This window comes from Acidilutibacter cellobiosedens, from assembly GCF_004103715.1.
Lineage (GTDB): Bacteria > Bacillota > Clostridia > Tissierellales > Acidilutibacteraceae > Acidilutibacter > Acidilutibacter cellobiosedens.
Window position 1 is genome coordinate 463,122 of sequence record NZ_CP035282.1, and the last position, 21,339, is coordinate 484,460.

At 33.2% G+C, this 21,339-nt stretch carries 22 protein-coding genes; 16 read left to right on the forward strand and 6 right to left on the reverse strand.

Going from position 1 to position 21,339, the window contains the following annotated elements:
* Positions 1 to 17 precede the first annotated feature (17 nt).
* Entirely contained in the window at positions 18 to 1,388 is a 1,371-nt protein-coding gene (locus EQM13_RS02290) for a PTS galactitol transporter subunit IIC (protein ID WP_071139817.1), read from the forward strand.
* A gap of 196 nt (positions 1,389 to 1,584) precedes the next feature.
* Here EQM13_RS02290 and EQM13_RS02295 read toward each other — a convergent pair whose 3' ends face one another.
* Positions 1,585 to 2,832: a transposase gene (locus tag EQM13_RS02295; RefSeq protein WP_128751844.1), complete on the reverse strand. Its 1,248-nt coding sequence runs from the start codon at positions 2,830 to 2,832 to the stop codon at positions 1,585 to 1,587.
* 185 nt (positions 2,833 to 3,017) lie between these two features.
* On the opposite strand from EQM13_RS02295, the gene EQM13_RS02300 reads away from it, so the two are divergent.
* The gene (locus EQM13_RS02300) at positions 3,018 to 4,034 is read left to right on the forward strand and encodes a rhamnulokinase (RefSeq protein WP_128751845.1); all 1,017 of its coding nucleotides are present in this window, start codon (positions 3,018 to 3,020) and stop codon (positions 4,032 to 4,034) included.
* 156 nt (positions 4,035 to 4,190) lie between these two features.
* Here EQM13_RS02300 and EQM13_RS02305 read toward each other — a convergent pair whose 3' ends face one another.
* Positions 4,191 to 4,829, reverse strand: coding sequence for a DUF2812 domain-containing protein (locus EQM13_RS02305; protein ID WP_128751846.1), 639 nt, complete (start codon positions 4,827 to 4,829; stop codon positions 4,191 to 4,193).
* A complete protein-coding gene (locus EQM13_RS02310) occupies positions 4,822 to 5,160 on the reverse strand; it encodes a PadR family transcriptional regulator (protein ID WP_128751847.1) in 339 nt (112 codons plus the stop codon). Before EQM13_RS02310 ends, EQM13_RS02305 begins: the two co-directional genes overlap by 8 nt.
* A gap of 417 nt (positions 5,161 to 5,577) precedes the next feature.
* On the opposite strand from EQM13_RS02310, the gene EQM13_RS02315 reads away from it, so the two are divergent.
* The 12 genes from EQM13_RS02315 to EQM13_RS02370 all read left to right on the forward strand — a co-directional run bounded on the left by EQM13_RS02315 (position 5,578) and on the right by EQM13_RS02370 (position 16,481).
* A complete protein-coding gene (locus EQM13_RS02315; RefSeq protein WP_128751848.1) occupies positions 5,578 to 7,689 on the forward strand; it encodes a BglG family transcription antiterminator in 2,112 nt (703 codons plus the stop codon).
* 36 nt (positions 7,690 to 7,725) lie between these two features.
* Positions 7,726 to 8,031 (forward strand): PTS sugar transporter subunit IIB, encoded by a 306-nt coding sequence (locus EQM13_RS02320; RefSeq protein WP_128751849.1) that lies wholly within the window; start codon positions 7,726 to 7,728, stop codon positions 8,029 to 8,031.
* An 82-nt stretch (positions 8,032 to 8,113) separates the two neighbouring features.
* On the forward strand, positions 8,114 to 9,388 hold the full coding sequence (locus tag EQM13_RS02325; RefSeq protein WP_161567155.1) for a PTS ascorbate transporter subunit IIC: 1,275 nt from the start codon (positions 8,114 to 8,116) through the stop codon (positions 9,386 to 9,388).
* Positions 9,389 to 9,724: 336 nt separating this feature from the next.
* The gene (locus tag EQM13_RS02330; protein WP_071139808.1) at positions 9,725 to 10,189 is read left to right on the forward strand and encodes a PTS sugar transporter subunit IIA; all 465 of its coding nucleotides are present in this window, start codon (positions 9,725 to 9,727) and stop codon (positions 10,187 to 10,189) included.
* Between the two features lie 52 nt (positions 10,190 to 10,241).
* Positions 10,242 to 11,186, forward strand: a complete 945-nt coding sequence (locus EQM13_RS02335; protein ID WP_071139807.1) for a phosphoglycerate dehydrogenase — start codon at positions 10,242 to 10,244, stop codon at positions 11,184 to 11,186.
* 45 nt (positions 11,187 to 11,231) lie between these two features.
* Positions 11,232 to 12,263, forward strand: coding sequence for an Ldh family oxidoreductase (locus tag EQM13_RS02340; protein WP_128751851.1), 1,032 nt, complete (start codon positions 11,232 to 11,234; stop codon positions 12,261 to 12,263).
* Between the two features lie 19 nt (positions 12,264 to 12,282).
* Entirely contained in the window at positions 12,283 to 13,167 is an 885-nt protein-coding gene (locus tag EQM13_RS02345) for a dihydrodipicolinate synthase family protein (protein ID WP_071139805.1), read from the forward strand.
* Between the two features lie 63 nt (positions 13,168 to 13,230).
* Positions 13,231 to 13,860, forward strand: a complete 630-nt coding sequence (locus tag EQM13_RS02350) for a cyclase family protein (protein WP_071139804.1) — start codon at positions 13,231 to 13,233, stop codon at positions 13,858 to 13,860.
* On the forward strand, positions 13,857 to 14,720 hold the full coding sequence (rfbD, locus tag EQM13_RS02355) for a dTDP-4-dehydrorhamnose reductase (RefSeq protein WP_128751852.1): 864 nt from the start codon (positions 13,857 to 13,859) through the stop codon (positions 14,718 to 14,720). The genes EQM13_RS02350 and rfbD overlap by 4 nt, the downstream gene beginning before the upstream one ends.
* A 136-nt stretch (positions 14,721 to 14,856) precedes the next feature.
* The gene (locus EQM13_RS02360) at positions 14,857 to 15,321 is read left to right on the forward strand and encodes a MarR family winged helix-turn-helix transcriptional regulator (protein WP_128751853.1); all 465 of its coding nucleotides are present in this window, start codon (positions 14,857 to 14,859) and stop codon (positions 15,319 to 15,321) included.
* A gap of 24 nt (positions 15,322 to 15,345) precedes the next feature.
* Positions 15,346 to 15,990: an O-methyltransferase gene (locus tag EQM13_RS02365; RefSeq protein WP_128751854.1), complete on the forward strand. Its 645-nt coding sequence runs from the start codon at positions 15,346 to 15,348 to the stop codon at positions 15,988 to 15,990.
* On the forward strand, positions 15,990 to 16,481 hold the full coding sequence (locus tag EQM13_RS02370) for a GNAT family N-acetyltransferase (RefSeq protein WP_128751855.1): 492 nt from the start codon (positions 15,990 to 15,992) through the stop codon (positions 16,479 to 16,481). Before EQM13_RS02365 ends, EQM13_RS02370 begins: the two co-directional genes overlap by 1 nt.
* Positions 16,482 to 16,594: 113 nt before the next feature.
* On the opposite strand, the gene EQM13_RS02375 is transcribed toward EQM13_RS02370, so the two are convergent.
* Complete coding sequence (locus EQM13_RS02375; RefSeq protein ID WP_240663019.1) at positions 16,595 to 17,485, reverse strand: Rpn family recombination-promoting nuclease/putative transposase; 891 nt, start codon at positions 17,483 to 17,485, stop codon at positions 16,595 to 16,597.
* 202 nt (positions 17,486 to 17,687) lie between these two features.
* On the opposite strand from EQM13_RS02375, the gene EQM13_RS02380 reads away from it, so the two are divergent.
* Positions 17,688 to 18,056: a zinc ribbon domain-containing protein gene (locus EQM13_RS02380; RefSeq protein WP_114218355.1), complete on the forward strand. Its 369-nt coding sequence runs from the start codon at positions 17,688 to 17,690 to the stop codon at positions 18,054 to 18,056.
* 13 nt (positions 18,057 to 18,069) lie between these two features.
* On the forward strand, positions 18,070 to 18,501 hold the full coding sequence (locus EQM13_RS02385; protein WP_114218354.1) for a DMT family transporter: 432 nt from the start codon (positions 18,070 to 18,072) through the stop codon (positions 18,499 to 18,501).
* Between the two features lie 24 nt (positions 18,502 to 18,525).
* Here EQM13_RS02385 and purD read toward each other — a convergent pair whose 3' ends face one another.
* Both purD and purH read right to left on the reverse strand, forming a co-directional pair.
* Positions 18,526 to 19,785: a phosphoribosylamine--glycine ligase gene (gene purD / locus EQM13_RS02390; protein WP_114218353.1), complete on the reverse strand. Its 1,260-nt coding sequence runs from the start codon at positions 19,783 to 19,785 to the stop codon at positions 18,526 to 18,528.
* Between the two features lie 19 nt (positions 19,786 to 19,804).
* On the reverse strand, positions 19,805 to 21,337 hold the full coding sequence (gene purH / locus EQM13_RS02395; RefSeq protein WP_128751857.1) for a bifunctional phosphoribosylaminoimidazolecarboxamide formyltransferase/IMP cyclohydrolase: 1,533 nt from the start codon (positions 21,335 to 21,337) through the stop codon (positions 19,805 to 19,807).
* Between the last annotated feature and the right edge of the window lie 2 nt (positions 21,338 to 21,339).

Consider the following 21,339-nt stretch of genomic DNA (forward strand, 5'->3'; position numbering starts at 1 on the left):
CGAAGGGAGTGTATTTAATGAGTACTATTATCAATATTTTTAATTTTATAGTAAACGATCTGGGTTCAACTTTGTTCTTACCGGCTTTAATGATGATTTTAGGATTGTGTATGGGAATGAAGGTTAAGAAAGCCTTTTCAGCAGCTATTACCTTTGGCGTGGCTCTTGCTGCCATGTCTTTGGTTATAGGTTATATGACCGGTGCAATTTCACCTGCAGCCCAGGCTATGTCAAAGACTGTAGGTAAAACGTTTGATGTGGTAGATGGCGGCTGGGTGACATTAGCCTCAATAACATGGTCATGGAAGTATGCATTTTTACTTTTCCCATTTCAAATTGTAATAAACCTATTGATGTTTTTCATGGGTAAAACAAAAACTATAAATGTTGACCTGTGGAATGTCTGGGGAAAGGTATTTCAAACTATAGTTATTAAAGCTATCACAGGGAGCATATTGTTAGGTTTAGTTGTGGCTGCATTGAGAATAGTTCTTGAATTGATACTCGGTGATGCATTACAGCCTAGGGTTCTTGAAAAGTCAGGAGTTCCCGGAGTTACTTGTCCTCATAGTTTATTTTTATTCGGCAGCGTTATATATCCTATAGATATGCTTTTAAGAAAAATTCCGGCTTTAAGCAGGAGAAAGTTTGATGCCGCATATTTAAAGGAAAAGATAGGGATATTTGCCGAAAACCATGTAATGGGATTTATTTTAGGTGTTCTTTTTGGACTAGTTGCTAAGTACAGTGTTGTTAAGTCTTTAACTTTGGGGATCACCTGTGCCGCCGCTATGACCTTATTGCCAATGGCCACAAAGTTATTTATGCAAGCCTTGGCTCCTATATCGGACGCTTGCACATCTTTTATGAAGAAGAAGGTTAAAGGCAGAGAGGTATTTATTGGTCTTGATGCACCTATAATCTTAGGTAATCCCGAAATCTGGGTCTCATGTATGATTACCATACCGTTTCTTTTAATCTGGGCAGTAGCATTACCTCAGAACAGGATGCTTCCTTTTGCAGGGATAGTTAACTTAGCATTGGCATTATGTGCTTTCTATGTTTGTGACGGGAATCTTGTCAGAATGTTGATAATAATGTGCGGTGTCGGCGCTCCGATATTCCTTCTTTGCGGTACTGCTATGGCTCCTATGATTTCCGAACTTGCTGTGCAAAATGGGTTCATTGCTGCCGGGACACTTGTTTCTAACTCTGCTTTAGATGCACCGGTCTTTTGCTATGCGTTCTCGTTTATATGGAAGATTACGAAAGGTAATTTATTACCGTTAATCTGTGTAATATACTATATTTTCGGATATATATTGATGATCCGTGATTTAAGAAAAACTTATGCTAAACAAGATTCAACCAATGTAGTAAGTGATTAAAAAATGCAAGTAATATATAAATTTATCAGAAGTTTCGCAGCTAAATTCCAGTAAAATTTCATTTTTACTGGAATTGCCAATTCTTACATTCATTTAAATGACTGGTAATGCCGCAGACCAATAAGTCATGATAATGAATATATCTTCCCCTTACCCCAAAATTTATTCATATTTATTTTTCCAGTTCAAATCATAGTCATCCCGTTTCAAATATGGGATTTATCCAATTATTTATTATGACAAGTTCATCTTTTATATCTTCAATAAAATCTATTTGAAGCAAATGTTTCTTCCTAAAGTTTCTTATACATCTAAAAAAATATAACTGCATTAAATTAAAAGCAATGATTATAAACATTAATACCGTCTCAACTCCTGTAGAGCTATGAAGAAAGCAATAATCCAAATGCCATTCAGTTTTCAATTGGTGAAATGCATTATTTTCGATATGCCATCTATTATGTATTATTTTCCATAGAGTCTCTAATGGTGTAAATTTGTCTGTTGTTATAATCCATGTTTCTTTGAATTCTATTTTATCCCCGGTATGGATTTCTTCTACAAACTTTAAAAATCTAGCTTTAATATTCGAATCTGACATTTCAAAGTTATCTTCATCCCAGACTTTAATTATCGTATATTTTTTATTACCTTGTTTTATAAGCAATTCTTTATCTGCCTCACGGCATTTAAATAAGGCTAATGCATCTTTAATAATATGGAGTCTTTCTTCCTTAACTCTTATAACTGCATCCATGCCTATTGAAAGGACCTCTTTAATCCAAGTAGATTTACAATATAAAGCGTCAGCAACAATAATGTCAGCAAAGTGATGGAACTCTCCATATAGTTTTTTTATAAGTCTTTTTGCACCTGTAATTTCACCTTCGTTTTTATCTGAACTATCTTTCTTTGGGTTCAGCATTTCTTGCCCCATAATAATATGTGGATCGGAGCCTACTGCAGCACATACAATGGATGTATGAAAATAATGCTTGGTTCCATTTTTATCATTACGCGTAAGGCATTTATCGCAACATTTTTTAGTACTTTCAAATAGTTCTGTCCCGTCTATTGCAACTACCTTTAGGCCATCAATAGTTCCATTCCTGAAAACTTTATTTTTAATAGTATTTTTTACTATATGACTATGAAAATTCTTTAATCCATCCAACTCGAAATCACTAAGTGATCGTCTAACTGCATCAATGTAGGGCATTTTTGTTTTCTTAGGCAGCAACTTTTTAAATCTATTTCTTTTAAGCAAGTGTTCTAATCTATTAAAACTTCTAATTTGAATCATAAATCCAAACAATACGATAAATGAAATAGTAGAAATTTTCACTGGCGATTTGTTTTTATTTTTCAAGCTATTGATTTTTTCACCAACATCGTATACATTATTAATGTAGGTGAGAATTTGTTTCAAACAATTTCTTCCCATATTTAAGCATCCTTTTATTTTTAGTTTGTAGCAAAACCATTATAGAAAGGATGCTTTTATTATGCAAATTTTTTCTCTATAATTTCCAGTAAAAATCGGAATTAATCACTTTTTCTAAACCTGATACAAATTCTTATAAATCAACGGACTATCGTCCTAAAAAATTTTTAAGTGCGAAACTTCTGATGTATCAGCTCTATTATGATATTAAATATCGTCCCAATATAGTTGAAAATGCAGAATCATTGTTATTTATTCCGGATTTGTTCAGCTATGCCCTCACAGGGAAGAAATACAGTGAATATACAATAGCATCCACATCTCAAATGTTAGATGCAAGAAAGAAGGACTGGGCAAGGGAATTACTTGAAAAAATTAATCTCCCGGTAAGATTATTACAGCCGATTATTGAACCGGGAAGGGTGTGGGGAAATCTTAAAAAGGAGATTCAGGATGAAGTGGGACTGCCCTCTATACCTGTAATTGCCGTAGGAAGTCACGATACGGCATCTGCTGTTGCCGCCACGCCGTTAAATAGTAAAAACAGCGCCTATTTAAGCTGCGGAACTTGGTCTTTATTAGGGATGGAATTGGATAAGCCGATAATTGATAAGGATTCCTATAGTTATAATTTTACCAATGAAGGTGGAGTTGAAGGAAAGATTAGATATTTAAAGAATATAACAGGACTTTGGATCATTCAACAACTTAGAAAGAAATGGCTGCATTTTAATCCGGATATAGATTTTAAAGAAATAAGCAGAATCGCCAAAGAGTCAACATGTGATTATATGATCGAACCAAACCATGAATATTTTGTGTCACCTTTTGATATGGAAGATGCGGTTATAAAATATTGTGAAGAAAAATTGAATAAAAGACCGGAGACTATAGGAGAAATAGCCAGAGCATCTTATAATGGAATTGTAACAGAATATAAAAAGGCTGTGAAAGCTATTGAAAAGACCTGCGGAAAAACTATAGATTGTATTAATATGGTAGGTGGGGGAATACAAGACGAATTCCTATGTCAATTGACAGCCAATGTCACTGGGAAACCCGTAGCGGCAGGTCCGGCAGAGGCTTCTGTATTAGGAAATATATTAATGCAGCTCAAAGCATTAAATTATATAGAGAATCTGGATCAGGGAAGAAAGATAGTCAAGGATTCCTTTGAAATTAAGGAGTATGAATCCAAATAAAAAATATATGAATTAGAATACCGTCAGTACTTTGCGTAGAATAAATACAATATTTTTAAATCGCATATGACAAAAAGGTAAAGAAACAGTTCTCTACATTTATGATATTAGCAAATGCCTCATAAATTAATATTTAGTCGGCGCAGAGTACTGATTTTATTCATTTATATTCGAATCCTTTTTCAGCTTTCTTATTTTCAGATTGAATCTTAAAAGATTTATAACCAATAATATTTCAGCAATTCCGAGAACTATTAAAGAAATTAATTTGTTTGTTTCGGCGTTCAAAAAAGATGATCCTGATTGAGAACCAAAATTTACAACAATCATCATTACTCCTATAAAAATTAACATAGAAATGGTGGGTTTTCTCATAATCTCCAAAGCATTAATTTGGTCTTTAATATTTGTATAGATTTCAAAAGGACCGTCATTTCCTTTTTCCAATATTAAAAATTCTTTTTTTATCATTCCCTTTGAGGTTGCTAATTTTCCTCCCTTGTCAGCATAAGGCCTCCACCTTATGTTTCCGAAAGAAATTTTTCCTACGCTTCCCGGTTTTTCTATATACCTTATGTTTGAGCCTTTTAAAAATCTCTCATAATCATTTAAACTTTCATATGATCGATTTGCAACATAATCCACGGCATATCTGTATTTGCCTCTTTCACATTCTTCAAAGTAAAAGAATGTATTATCCACTTTTATCAATCTGTAACCTTTATCCGACATTTTATTTAACCACTTGGTTAATCCATCAATTGGATTAAAAAAGAATTTAAATTTTCTAATCATAATTAATTCCCCTTTTCTCTAAAACTTTGACCCCTATATCATAGACTTCTTTTAATCTTGAAAGTTCTTGTTTTACTTGGTTTAGTCCATCTTCGGTTATAACATAATCCTTTTTTCGTTCTTCCGGATCAGTTGGATAAGGTTCAATCCATCCTTTTCTATGGAGGTTATTTATTGCACCATAAAGTGTACCCGGACCCAAGATAACCCTGCCTTTAGTCTTTTCCTCTACGAATTGCATTACCCCATAACCATGATTTGGTTCAATCATAGCTAATAATATTAGAAAAGCAGCTTCGGTTAAGGGACTGTTTGTTTCTAATTTTTTCATCATTTGTCTCCTTTTTATATCTATTTCAAATCAGCAATTTTCTCATATTTAATTATATCGCCTTACGTACTACGTTTCAAGTAGTAATTTGATAAATTTCTTCGTTTAAGCCCGGCTGATAAAATGTACTTTCCTGTTTTAGCCATAATGTTTAAATTGCAACATATCGAAGGAATAGATTCAATATTTACTATATTGTTTTATAGCGATTATAATGTAATTAAGTTCTGATGATATCTACTATACAAATTATACAAAACGTTATTCCTATAGAATTTTTAAAGAAAACGGTTAATTGAAAATAAATAATAAATTTATTTAAGGTGAAAGGTGAAATAATATTAAGATGGAACGAAAAAGTTTTACTGGAAATTAAGAAGCTACTCCATATAAATATTAAATTACAAGGGTGATAACATGAAAACACTTACTGAAAGGCAATTTGAAATTTTATCGTTTCTTATTAATAAAGAAAAACCTGTCTCAGCAAAAAATTTAGCAAAAAAATTTGGGGTTAGCACAAGAACTGTTAGATATGATCTTGATGACATAGAGTACTTCTTAAAGGGAAGTACAGTTAAATTGCAAAAAAGAAACAAGGTAGGTATTTGGATTGATAGCCCAAAAGAAGCAAAGAAAATGTTTTTATTGGAGGCACCTCGGGAAGAAAAAACCTTATGGAAAGTGGTATCTAAAGAGGACAGAAAAAAAGGTATCATTGAAACATTGTTAAAGTGCGAAGGTTATACTACAATAAGTGAGCTGTCGAATATTCTTGAAGTAAGCTATTCAACAGTTAGAAAGGATTTAAATGAAGCTGATAAGTGGTTTGAGCAAAGAGAAATAAAGATAATCAGAAAGAAAAAACATGGTATTTGCATTTCAGGAAATGAATCAAATGTAAGAAAAGCAATATCCGAAGTTCTGGAATATAGAAATTTGGAAGATGCGGAATTCAAGATTTTTGACGAATGGTTATTTTCTGATGTTTCCATAAACGTATTATACAATTATATAAATAAAGTGAGCAAAGAACTTAAAGTAATTTATTCCGACGAATTTTCAACAAAGTTATTAATTCATATAGGTATATGTATAAAGAGATTGAGACAGGGAAAGAAAATAAATGTGAAAAAAGAGGATATAGATGTATTAAAAGACACTAAGGAATTTATTGCAGTAAAGAAATATATTCCTGATATTGAAATGTATCTCGGATTCAGAGTACCCATCGGAGAAATATGGTATATAACAACTCACGTAATTTGCACTAAGATTATTGAAACCTACAGGGATAAAAACAATGCTTCTTTATATACAAAAGAAGAATTGGAAATTACTCAGAGATATATTTCAAAGATTAGTGATGCTTTATCACTAAACTTAAGAAAAGACAATATCCTTATAAAAAATCTTTTAATGCATATCAAACCTACTTTAAATAGGTTAAAATACAAAATGCCTATAGAAAATCCGATTTTAGAGGAAATTAAGAGATGCTATCCTAAAATTTTTGGACTAGTAAAAAAAATATCAAATGAAATATCTGAAGAGAAAGGGATAATAATAAATGATGATGAAATAGGTTTCATAGTAATGCACATATGTGCATCTGTAGAAAGAGTACAAAAAAATATGAATAAAAAGAAGTTTCGAATTTTGGTTGTCTGCGGCGGGAGTATTGGTACCTCTAAACTATTATCTTCCAGACTGAATAGTGAGTTTGAAGAATTAGAAATATCTTATGAGATCCCGGTTAGTCAAATTAGCAGTTATATAAATGGCAGCATTGATTTTTTAATATCAACTGTTCCGATAGATGAGGTCCTTATAAAACCTGTTATAACAGTTAGCCCCCTTTTACCGGAAGAGGATATTGCTAGAATAAAAAGCCTAATGAAAGTTTTGAGAGGAGAAAAAATAAAAACAGAAAACCAAACAGTAGATGAAATCATGTTTATTATTAATCAATTTTGTAATGTTGAAAACACACATGAGCTGAAAAATGCATTAGAAAAATCCTTTGATGAAAAATCAAATTATTATAAAAATATCGAGGAACAAAAATTGTTAACAGAAATGATTGACTTAAAGAGAATCGAAGTAAAAGTAAAATGCAGCGATAAATATGAAGCAATAAGAAAAGTAGGTAGTATGCTCCTGAAAGAAGGATATATAGAGGAACCTTATATTGATGCCATGATAAAGTTATGCGAAGAGTTAAATTCATATATAGTTATAGCACCAAAGGTGGCGATGCCTCATGCAAAACCGGAATCCGGAGCAAAAAAAACAGGGTTTTCGATAATTACATTAAAAGAACCGATAGTTTTTGGCCATAAGAAAAATGATCCTGTTAGCTTGGTGATAGGGTTTTCGGCAATAAACAATACGGGGCATATTAAAGCCATGCGAGAGTTATTATCTATGCTCTGTGAGAAAGAAACGATTGAAAAAGTTATAAATAGTACTTCGAAAGAAGAACTTTATAAGAATATTCAGCAATTTGAAAAGGTTTATCTACAGTAAGTGAATTTATAATTATTAAAGAAAGAAGGTGAAAATATGGCTAACAAAAGACTTACGGTTCTTACGGTTTGTGGTGCAGGAATAGGTTCATCATTAATGGTTAAGATGAATGCGGAGGATGTGTTAAACAAGCATGGTATAAAAGCTAAAATAATTAATTCCGATGTTACAAGTGCAAAGGGGAATAAAGTTGATGTAGTAATAGCAACATCAATGGATATTTGTAAGCTTATTAAGGGAATAGATGCAAAGCAAATAGTTGTACTTGATAATCCGGTTAGTATGAAAGAATTAGAAGAAAAACTTATTCCCGCTTGCAAAGAAATAATATCCCAGGAATAAAGAGTATTTCTAATTAAGGGTGTGATTTAGAAGATTAGAAATAAATAAATGATATTTAAAAAATATTTAAGGAGGAATGAGAATGGGAGTTATAAACTTTATTTCTACACAGATTTTTGGAAATGCAGCTTTTTTATTTGGAATTATTTCCTTGATAGGCTTACTATTACTCAAAAAATCATTTGAAGATGTAATAACAGGCACTGTCAAAACTATAGTGGGAGTTCTGATACTTTTTGCTGGATGTGATGTACTTTCTGCTTCTGTTACTCCCTTAGGTGAATGGATCAAATCCGTTCTTGGAGTTCAAGGAGTTTTACCTAACGCACTTATGATGATGAGTATGGTCATGTCCAAATATGGGGCAATTTTGGGAGCAGTAGTTGTTGTGGGATTTTTAGTTAATATCATTATGGCAAGGATTACAAAATTGAAGTATATAGCTTTAGTAGGTCACTTGTTTTTAAATTGGGGTGCATTTGTAGTAGGAACGTTGGTAGCATTAAATGTTTCTCCTGCCAAAATTATTTTAATAGGTGGAATATTTTGTGGGATATATTTTTGGTTATGTACGGCGGCAACCCACCATTTTATGAAAAAGAATGAGAACCTTACCAAAGATTTTGCTTTGTATATTCCGGAAGCAACGGGTATTGCATTTACAAGTTGGTTTTCATCAAAAGTAGGAAATAAAGAAAATCGTTGTGATGATATAAAGGTTCCTGAAAAACTTGAATGGTTAAGGGATAATGTGGTTGGTATTGCAGTTTTAGGAGCAATTTTATGGGTTTTATTCGGTATTTTAGTTGGAAAAGATGTCATTGCTAAGAGTGCCGGTAGTACAAACTGGATATTATACTTGGTTACATTAGGAATTAAATTTTCAGTAGGACTTAGCATTGTGCTTTATGGTGTAAGAATGATGCTTGCAGAGATTGTTCCGGCATTCAGAGGTATAGCTACTAAAGTTGTACCGGGAGCTATTCCCGGACTTGATTATCCGACGATATTTCAATTTTCACCCAATGCAGTATTTGTTGGATTTATAGCTAACCTAATTGGTGGAATATTAGGAACGTTAGTACTTGTTTACCTTAAAGCTCCGGTTGTTGTTATACCTTCGGTTTGGACAAACTTCTGGATGGGCTCTGTCCTTGGAGTTTTTGGTGACGCATATGGAGGTAGAAGAGGAGCAATATTATCAAATATAATAGTAGGTTTCGTAATAACATTCCTTTGGGCTGTTGCTTACCCGATGTCAGGATGGTGTACTACGACGGGGCTGTTACCTGATTATACGGATTATGGAGTTATAGGAACAATATTTGAATTTATTGCAAAATTAATAGCTAAATAATTGACTTAAGCAATATAAGAGACTTGTAAAAAATATATACAAGTCTCTTGAATTTTATCAAGTAAATTATTTATTATTTTTCTTTTCTTGATATTTAATATATTACCCGATGCTTTATATCTGTTGCCCTGCAATAATTATTTTAACACATAAGGAAAATATATGCCTGTTTTGCAACATTTATAGTGAAACGAAATCAAGTTTACTTGCTTATTGAACTGAATATATAATTAAGATGAAATATAAGTTATTAAAAAATTTAGAGAAATGATTATTGTCTTATATCAGATATAAGATAATAAAAAAATTAATTTATAAGGATATGGAGGAGAACAATTGCTAACAGATATGATCAGCTTAAATAGGATTGCAGTGAATGTTGCCTGCAAGAATAAGGACGAAGCTATAAAGGTAGCAGGTAAACTGCTGTTAAAAGACGGCTATATAAAAGAAAATTATATTGAGAGTATGATAGAGCTTTCAGAAGAATTAAATGCTTATATAGTTTTGATACCAAAAGTTGCTATGCCCCATGCAAGGCCGGAGGACGGAGCATTAAAAACAGGATTTTCTATAGTAACTTTAAAAGAACCTGTTTGCTTCGGTAACAAAAAAAATGATCCTGTATACTTGGTAATAGGTCTTTCGGCAGTTGACAATGTAAGTCATCTTGAAACTATGAAACAGTTATCAATGATGCTTTGTGATGATGACGTGGTTAATAATATAATTAAAAGTCAATCATGCGAGGAATTGTATAAGTATATTGAAGACTTTGAGAAGAAGACATTGAAGTGTTAAATTAGTAAATTAATAAAATATTTTTATGTTGTAGATAAAAGGAGAAATCTTAATGAAGAATTTTAAACTGTTGATAACATCTCATTCTTTTGGTAGCTGTGAGAAAGAGGTGTTTACAGAATTAGAAAATGCAGGAATATCGTACAATTTAATAAAAAGTAATACAATTTTAAAAGAAAATGATTTGATTGACGTTATAGGCGATTACGATGCTGTAATTGTTGGAGCGGACATAATATCCGAGAAAGTCATTGATGCGGCAAAAAATTTAAAAATCATATCAAAACATGGAGTAGGTTTAGATAATATTGATTTGGAAGCTGCAAAGAAAAATGATATAAAGGTTACTGCAGCTAAAGGGTCCAATAGTTTAGCCGTGGCAGAATTAGCGGTTTCAATGATGACTGCATTAGCCAGAAATATAACTCAATCCACTGATGAAATTAAGAAGGGAATTTGGAACAGGAAAAAAGGAACGGAATTGTCCGGCAGAACCTTAGGAGTTGTAGGAACCGGTGCTATAGGAAAGAAAGTTATTGAACTTTTGTATGGATATCACATGAATATATTAGCATATGACCTTTATCAGGACAATAAATTTATAGATAGTCATAACGGAAGATATGTCAGCTTGGATGATTTATGTAGGGAATCAGACTTTATAACTTTACATTTACCTCTTATGAAGGATACAGAAAATCTTATAGACGAACGCAGGTTTAGTCTTATGAAAGACGGTGTATTTTTAGTAAACGCTGCAAGAGGAGGGCTTGTAGATGAAGCCGCGTTATATAAATTTTTGCAGTCCGGTAAATTAGCCGGAGCAGCTATAGATACTTTTGCAGAAGAACCTCCTGATAAGGACAGCCCTCTTCTTAAATTAAACAATTTAATTTGTACACCCCATATAGGAGCTTATACCTATGATGCTATAAATAAAATGAGTAAGTACTCTGCAAAATCGGTAATCGAGTTTAAAAAACAGCTTTACAAATAATATTTATGAGAAAGACAATAAAGAGAAATTTTGGGGAGGCGGCAAATGGCAACGTTAAGTTCAGAGGAAATATATAGTATTGTTAAAGAATCATTGAGAGCCGTTGGTACTAGCAAAGCTGCTGCGGAAGCAGTAGCTGAAACAACATGCCAAGCTGAGCTGAGAGGCATATCTTCACATGGATTACAGATGATACCGGTATATGTAGAAAGAATCTTAGAAGGAGGAATTCAGGGTAAGGCAGAACCAACTGTTTCAACTGGTGGGGACAATATCCATATAATTGACGGTAATGGATGCTGCGGTCAGCTTGCGGCTAAAAAAGCTATGGAACTGGTTATTGAAGAAGTTAAAAAAAACAGAGTATCAGTGGTAGGAGTTAAAAATACTAACCATTGCGGTATGCTGGCGTATTATACTGAAAATATTTCTAAAGAATACTCTATAGCTTTTATGTGTACCAATACAAATCCAAATGTCGCAGCATTTGGAGGGGCAGAGAAAGTTTTAGGAACTAATCCCTTTTCTGTGGCATTACCGTGGGATAAGGAATCTATAGTTATAGATATGGCTACGACTTCCATTGCCAAAGGGAAAATATATGAGTATGCGATGAAAGGGATAAGTATTCCCGAAGGATATGCCTTAGATAAAGACGGCAAAGCTACTACAGATGCAAATGAAGCTTTAAATGGAACATTGCTTCCCTTTGGAGGTCATAAAGGTTATGCATTATCTATTCTTGTAGAGATATTGGCAGGAGTTATTACCGGCGGAGGATTTTCTAAAAATGTATTTTCACTGCACTCAGATATAAGTAAACAACAGAATGTCGGAATGTTTCTGATGGGTATACCCATAGAGCCTTTAATGGGAGAAAAAATGTATAAGGAAAGAATCAAGGAATTTGTATCGATAATTAAAGGAAGCAAATTGGCAGTAGGATTTAATGAGATATACATGCCGGGAGAAATTGAGGCAAATAGAAGAAAAGATAGACTTCGTAATGGAATTGAAGTCAATGATGATATCATAGAAAAACTGAAACAAATAATAAATAGCAAAAAAATACTGTAAAATAGGGAGGATGATTATTATGTATAAAATGAAGGGATGTATTCCGCCTATGGTAACTCCTTTTAAGGAAAATGGTGATTTGGACAAGGAATCCTTAGAAAAATTAGTAAGCTTTCTGTCGGATAATGTTCAGGGGTTGTTTATTAACGGCTCTTATGGAGCGGGAGCTCTTATGACTTTGGAAGAAAGAAAGGAAGTAGCAGAGATTACAAAGAAAACAGCAGGCAATAAAGTTCAGGTTGTTGTACAAGTAGGAACAACTTCCAACAGAAGTTCGGCTGAGCTTGCATCTCATGCAAACAGTATAGGAGTCGATGCTGTAGCTGCGGTCGGTCCGTATTACTATAAGTATAATGACGATAGCATTTTATATTTCTTTGATGATATTATAAAAGCTTCAAAGGGTACACCGGTGTATGTATATAACAATCCGCAGTTTCAAGGTTATCCCATGTCCTTAAATCTTATAAAAAGACTTAGAGATATAGGCGTTCACGGCATTAAAGATGCTACTTTTGATATTATGACCCATGCACAATATCATAGAATTTTAGGGCCCGATGGTTTTGATATAGTTTTAGGTACCGAGGCAATGTGGCTTTCGGCTTGCGCTTTAGGGACCAAAGCCTTTATACCCGGGTTAGCTAACGCATTTCCGGAAATAAACGTTCAGATGTACCAAGAAGGCATAAACGGAGAGTTTGATAAATGCAGGAATACACAGTTTAAGATTAATAAGATGAGAGATATTATGTATTTGGCGGGATCCACACAACTGGCTATATATGCCATGTTAGAGATTAGGGGAATAATTAAAGCTTATCCCCGTGCACCGTTTATTCCTGCAGGAGAGAAAGAAAAAGAGGCTATCAAGAAAGAACTGATTAAGTTAAACGTGCTATAAACTAATTATACGAGGCCTATAAATAAAAATATAGGCCTATTTTTCAATATGGAGGCTATATAGATGAAAATACATGATATATCGGTAAAAATAGAAAAAAACATGATGAAATATTATTCTTTGAGAGATGTGATTCATACTTTCGAAAGGGATTATTCGAAAGGTGATAATATGTCATTATCATCGATTTCTATGCAAATGCATTTGGGTACCCATTTAGATTCGCCATATCACTATATTAAAGAAGGAAAAAGAATTGATGAAATACCTTTGGAAAAATTTTGCGGAAAAGTACAAGTTATAGAAATAAATGAAAAAGAAATAAAAGCAGAAGATATTAAAACCAAAGGGATAAAATGTGATAAGCTGTTGTTTAAAACCCCTTATTCAAAGGATCTGAACAATAAAAACAAAGATGCATCTCTCAGCTATTTTTCTGAAGATGCCGCCGATTATTTAGCTGATACAAATGTGGATTTAATCGGAATAGACAGTTTTTCTATTGACAGAAGCGGTGCTAAAGAGAAATATGTTCACAAGAAGATATTAGGTGCAGGTAAGATTGCTTTAGAGGGAATCAATTTATATGATATAGATGAAGGATTTTATTATTTATATGCCTTTCCTCTAAATATAAAAGGTGCCGAAGGGGCACCGTGCAGAGCAGTGCTTATAGAAGGAGAGATATTATGAAGGTTTTAATAACGGGAGCAACAGGACTTTTCGGAGAGGACATAACAAGGGTATTTGCCGAAAAGCATGAAGTTATTGCGGTAATGGGGAAAAAGGAATTAGATATTACCAATGCCCAAGAAGTGTTTTCTTATATTGAAAAAGCAGAACCCGATTTAGTTATTCACAGTGCAGGATTTAGGATGGTGGATGAAGCTGAAAAAAATCCGACTAAGACAATTGCGATAAATTCTTTGGGGACTAAAAATGTGGCGCTGGCAGCTTCGAGATGCGGTGCAAAACTTATATATATAAGCAGTGATTCGGTTTTTGATGGAGAAAAAAATACTCCTTATAATGAATACGATAAAAGAAATCCGGTAAATGTGTATGGTTATAGTAAGCTTATGGCAGAAGAGGAAGTAAGGTGTTATAATAAAAAACATTTTATTGTAAGAGTACCGCTACTTTTTGGCGCATCGGGGCATAGGGAGAATAATTATATTTATATTATGCGAAATAAAATATTGAATGGACAAACATTGGAATATACAACCGATCAAATGTGTTCGCCGACTTATACGACAGATGCGGCAAAAGCTCTTTTGGATATGGCTGATACAGAATTCTACGGAGTATATCATATAGCCAATGAAGGCAAAGCATCAAGATATGAATTTTATAAAAAATGTGCTGAATTATTGGGGTTGAATACACAAAATATTATACCTGTGTTACAAAGTGAAAAGGCTGTAAGAAGGCCTAAAAATACCATGTTTGAAAGTATTGCATATAAAATGACTTACAACACTACGCTGAGAAAATGGGAATATGCCCTTGAGGATTGCATAGAGGAAATAAAAAATAATATTAAAAAATAATATTAAAAAATAATATATCCCTACCTTAAAAAAGTAGGGATATATTATTTTTTGCATCCTTGACATTATAACAATAAGTAATATAATATATCGTATAACGATTATATCTATATAAGATATATTTAAGGAGGTCAATATGGATAAAGAAGAAAAGATACAAAAAATAATTCGATATAAAAATAAAATCGATACTCTTATGCATGAGAAATATCATAAATTGGCCTATAAATACGGATTGAGCTTAGGGCAGTACCATCTATTAATAGAATTGGATGAACTTATGCTGGACGTTGATGACGAGCTTAAAGGGCCTACTGTCGGAGAGATAGCAAAAAATATCAATAATTCACAAAATACAATGTCGGAAAAGATAACAAGGCTTGAAAATAGGGGGCTTGTAAAGAGAATAAAGGATAGTGAGGATAGAAGAATAAGCAGAATTGTTTTAACTGAAGAGGGAAGGAATTTAATTGATTCAATAGATAAGGAAGCAAACAGCAAATTCTTATTTAATTCGATATCTAAAATGGAAGACAAAGATATAAATAATTTGCTCAGCTGTTTAGAAAATCTTATAGAGCAGATGAATGGCATTGAATAAAATTGTATAAAGGAGAATATTATTATGGATTTCAATAAGATTAATTTATACATTAACGATATATACAAGAAAAGTACAGAACTGACTAAAAGGGAATTTATCAATAAAACCCAATTAAAGGATTTTGTACCCGTTATTGATGATGATGTCGCAAGATTTCTGAAATTGATAATTAAGATTACGAAACCGGAGAACATCTTGGAAATAGGGACGAGCATAGGATATTCAACTACATCAATGGCTCAAATAGTGAAAGAATACGGAGGGAAAATAACTACCATTGAATATGATGAAAAAGTCGCGGCTCAAGCTAAACTAAATTTTATTAGTGCAGGTGTGGAAGATTTTATTGAATTGAAAATCGGAAATGCAGAAAAGATAATCCCCGATATGGAAGAAAAATTCGATTTGATATTTCAGGATGTAGATAAGAGGCTATATCCATTATTATTTGATGATTGCCTAAGGATTCTAAAGACAGGAGGACTTTTAATAGCTGAAGATACTCTTTTCCCCGTATTGGACTTGGATGAAAGATGGCATTGTTTGATTGAACCAATCGAACAGTTTAATGAATTAGTCGTTAACTGTTTAAAACTTGACAGTACTTTCTTGCCTATTGGAGACGGGCTTATTGTTGCAGTAAAAAAAGATGGGAGGCGGCTTTAATGAAAAATTATGTTTTGGGAATACTGACGGAGAACTATGCTAAGGAGATTTGTGATTGGAAATATGAAGGAGATTATTCCGTTTATAATTTTTCGGATTGGGGTACTGTAGTTAAAAACGGTTGGGACTTATCTTTAAGAGATAAAAGAGAAAAAGAATTTTTATCCATATTGCTTGATGGAGAGCTGATTGCTTACGGAAGGATAATTGAAGATAGGGGAAAGACATTTATCGGCGTTGGATTAAAGCCATCCTGGTGCGGAAAAGGATACGGAAAGGACATTATGAACTTATTGATTGAAGAATGTAAAAAAAGATTTCCGGATAATCCGATAGCCCTTGAAGTTAGGATTTTCAACAAAAGAGCAGTTAAATGCTACCAGACCGTAGGGTTTCGTATTAAAGATAAGTATATAAAAAATACTTTCAATGGTAAAGATGAATTTTATTATATGGAGTATGAAAAAGAGCCTGCAAGAAAATTTGTGTAAACAGTATAATAAAATAATGCTCTTCTTTAGCTATAATTGTTATAAATAACAACCAATAGATTATAGAAAGAAGAGCATTTATTTTCACAAAAGCACAGATTATTTTACACTACTTATTCTTCTAATTCTTTTATTTGTTCCTCATTTAAACCAGTTGCTTCCATTATCTGTTTTAAGGGAATATTCATTTTTAGCAGTTTTTTTGCTATTTCTGTTTCTTTTTGTTTCATGCCTTGTTTCATGCCTTGTTTCATGCCTTGTTTCATGCCTTGTTCCGTTGCTTTCCTTTCCGCATATTTAATTCTTGATATTTCGTCCAACCTTGCTTTCTCTCTTGCCCATGCTATTTCTCTCATTCTATCGTCTTCACTTATTTTCCCTAAATTTTCTACTGCGTCCTTCATAATATCACTCCTTTCCATCAATTCTTTTATTTTCTTTTCGCTTCCTTCTTTGCCTGCTTCCTTTAAAAATTCCGCCCACAATTCTATTCCGCTTAATTCTTTTATTTCCTTTTGTTTTAACTTCGGCAGTTCCAAAAAGTGAATCTGAAGGTCTTCCGTCAGCGGAAAATATTCGCCCTTTTCCAATATCTTAAAACTGCTGTGAAGTTTTTTACTTTCAGGAATCGCATTGTAATCCGTTATATTCACGGATATTGTTTTCTTTAAAGCAGAATAATCTTCCGATTTCTTTATTGTTTCCCCATAAATTTTTGACCAATAATATAATATCCTTTTTCTGTAGTTATAATCATTTTTGACCTGCACCTCTACATTTATTAATTCTTCTTTTTCCGTTTTTGCCTTTATGTCCAATATAGACAATTTATCATCCATAAAGTCCCTATAGTTGAATGGATTCAAATATGTTATGCTCGTTATTCTGTCCTCTCCCGCACTGACGAATATGTCATTTAACAGGGATATCAATAATTTTTTGCTTATATTGTCTTCTTTCCCGAATAAAGCCTTAAAGACAAAATCAAGCATTGGGTTTAACATCTTCAAATACATCATCCTCCATTCATATTGTTATTTCTTTATATATATTTTATCATATTATTCAGAATTTTTATATTGAAGTTTTTATATAATAAATTTTAGAATTATGAATAGAATACAAGAACCCTTTTTTATAATTGAATATTGTTTACAGTTATAATATAATATGAACTAACTCTATAGTTAAATGAGGTGTAAAATTATGAAAAGCGTTAAGCCGGGCCGTGGACCTTCCGGGATGTCCTTTATAGGGTCCATATTTGCGGTGATATTTGGAATATTTTGGACTGCTATAGCTTTTAGTATGACCGAATCAATTTTATTTCCTATGTTTGGAGTATTGTTTATAATAATGGGAATTATTCAAGCTGTTTATCATTTCAAAAATGCTACGGGAAAAAATCGATTTTCGGAATTCGATATAACCGATTCTTCCGAAGAAGAAGATCCCATGGGAAAATGGGTGGATAATAAATCGAAAATATTATATTGTCCTTATTGCGGAGCTAAAATAGATAAAGAATTTTCATTCTGTCCTAAATGCGGTAAAAAATTGGACAATATTAAATGAAAGTGGTGTGGAAATGGTAGGAATTTTATTTTCTCTCCTTACGGGGATATTGGTAAGCCTTCAGGTAGTATTTAACAATCGCGTAAGTGACAAAATAGGGTTGTGGGAAACGACCGTAATTGTTCATGCTGTGGGACTTATTTTCGGAATTATACTTATGGCTGTCTTTGGCGACGGGAATTTAGGCAAGATAGGTGAGGTAAAAAAGCTGTACTTAATAGGCGGAATGTTTGGAGTAATTATAGTATACAGTTCTATGGTAGGAATAATCCTATTGGGAGCTGCTTTTTCGACTTCGGTGATGCTCATAGCTCAATTGATAGTGGCAACAGCTATTGATGCCTTCGGACTTTTTGGAGCATCTCGGATAGAATTTGATTTTACAAAGCTATTGGGAGTTTTGATTATGATAATTGGGATTATCGTATTTAAATTGAGAGGATGAAAATAAGGGAAACAGAGAAACTAATTAGTTTCTCTGTTCTTTTCCTATATCTTTTCTGTAAGCCATGTTTTCAAAATGTATTTTGTCTATATTTTTATATACTTTATTCCGTCCTTCATTGAAATTGCCTGCAAGAGTGCCTACAGTGAGGACTCTTCCTCCGTTTGTAACTATTTTATCGGTTTTTTTCGTTCCCGCATGGAATACCAATATGTCCTTATCCAATGAATCCAGTCCGTATATGGCGTTTCCCTTTTCGTAGAATTCGGGATATCCGCCTGAAGTCAGAACAGTACAGATGCATACTTTATCTGTCCATTTTAAATCCTCTTCCGAGATGGTTCCGTCTATAGTCTTTAAAAATATACTGAACAGATCACTTTCCAATCGGGGGAGAAGAACCTCCGTTTCCGGGTCCCCAAATCTCACATTAAATTCTAAAACTTTTACATCATCCGATGTAATCATAAGGCCCACATATAATATTCCTTTATAATAAATTTTTTCTTCGTGAAGACCTATTAGTATCCTGTCTAATATCTCGGTTTTTATTTTATTCATTAACTCTTCGTTTAATATTTTATTGGGGGAAATAGAACCCATTCCTCCGGTATTAAGGCCCTTGTCATTGTCCAATGCTTTCTTATAATCCTTGGCACTCTCTAAAGGTATAATCTTTTTGTTATCAACCAAGCACATAAGAGATGCTTCAGTTCCTTTAAGATATTCCTCAATTATAATTTCATTTCCCGAATCGCCGAATTTTTTATTTTTGAGGATATCTTCAATTGCTTTTTTAGCATCATCAATATTTTCGCATATAATGACACCTTTTCCTGCCGCCAGACCGTCGGCTTTTATTACTAAAGGAAAGGCAAATTGACTTAATCCATTTATTGCATCTTCTGCTTGATTGTATGTGGAATATCTTGCTGTAGGTATTTGATATTTTTCCATAAATTTTTTGGCATATTTTTTACTTCCTTCGAGCATTGCACCTTTTTTATTCGGACCAAATATCTTCATACCATTTTCAGTAAATTTATCTGTTATTCCCAATACTAAAGGTACTTCCGGACCGACAACCGTCAGATCTATTTTTTCTTGGATTGCAAAGGATAAAAGAGTATCAATGTCATTGGGATTTATATTGACGCATTGGGCAAGTTGAGCGATACCTTCATTTCCGGGAGCACAAAATATTTTTGATACATTGGGACTTTGAGATAATTTCCAAACGATGGCATGTTCTCTTCCGCCTCCGCCTATAACAAGAACTTTCATGTTTTTACCTCCATCTATCTTAATGTTTGAAATGTCTCATGCCTGTAAATAGCATTGCTATTTTATACTTATCAGCCATATCTATTGAATCCTTATCCCTTACTGAACCGCCTGGCTGAATAACTGCAGTGATTCCGGCTTTTGCGGCTGCTTCAATACAGTCGGAAAAAGGGAAAAAGGCATCCGATGCCATTACACTTCCGCGAACACTTTCTTCACCTTGCTTTATGGCGTTTTCCAATGCCCATATTCTGCTGACCTGTCCGGGGCCTACAGCTACGGTTCCTTGATTTTTAGCCAATACTATGGCATTTGATTTGGTATTTTTGACTACCTTCCATGCAAACAATAAATCCTTCAATTCTTCATCGGAAGGTTTTCTTTGAGTAACTATTTTTAAATCCTCATACATTTTTCCCTGATTTCTGTCTTGAAGGAGAACTCCTCCCAATATTTTTTTCATATCATAAGTTGAATATTTGTTATAGTTTATATGAGGCAATCTTAATAATCTGATATTTTTCTTAGCTTCTAAAATTTCCAAAGCAGATTCAGAATAAGAAGGTGCTATAACAACTTCTATAAAAATATCTTTTATCATCTTTGCGGTATCAACATCTATTTCATCATTTGCGGCTATTATTCCTCCAAATATAGACTGTTTATCCGATTCGTAGGCTTTTTTAAATGCTTCGGCTATATTTTTTCCGCTTCCTACTCCGCATGGATTGGCATGTTTTACGGCTACAACGGTTGGAAGGGTAAATTCCTTAAGGATTTCCAATGCTCCGTTTCCATCACCGATATTATTGTAGGATAATTCTTTCCCATGAAGTTTAACTGCTTCCGAAAGTGTACCTGTGGTTTCCAGTTCTTCAGTATAAAATGCAGCCTCTTGATGAGGATTTTCTCCGTATCTCAAATCCTGTTTTTTTTCAAAGGTTAGAGTTATAGTATCTGGGAATTTAATATTCGTTTTTTCATTAAAATAGTGAGAAATCAATGCATCATAGTTACTTGTATGCTGAAAGACTTTGGCGGCAAGATATTCTCTTGTTTTATATGATACTTCGCCTTTATTTTCAAGCTCATCTATTATTGTATTATAATCCTTCGGATCTACTATTACCGTTACGAATTTATAATTTTTTGCAGCAGCTCTTAACATGGAAGGTCCGCCTATATCAATATTTTCTATTATATTTTCATGAGTCGATTCTGTCTTTAGAATGGTTTCTTTAAAAGGATATAAATTATTCACCACCATATCTATAGGCTTTATGTCCAATTCTTTCATAGTCTTTAAATGGTTTTCATCATCCCTTAATGCTAAGATACCACCATGTATTTTAGGATGAAGAGTTTTTACCCTTCCGTTAAAACATTCAGGAAAGCCTGTAACATCTGAGACATCAGTGACTTTTAGTCCTGAATCGGAAAGAATCCTTGATGTTCCTCCCGTAGAAATAATCTCCCATCCCATATGGGAAAGCTTTTTAGCAAATTCTATTATTCCTTTCTTATCATAAACACTTATCAATGCCCTTTTCATAT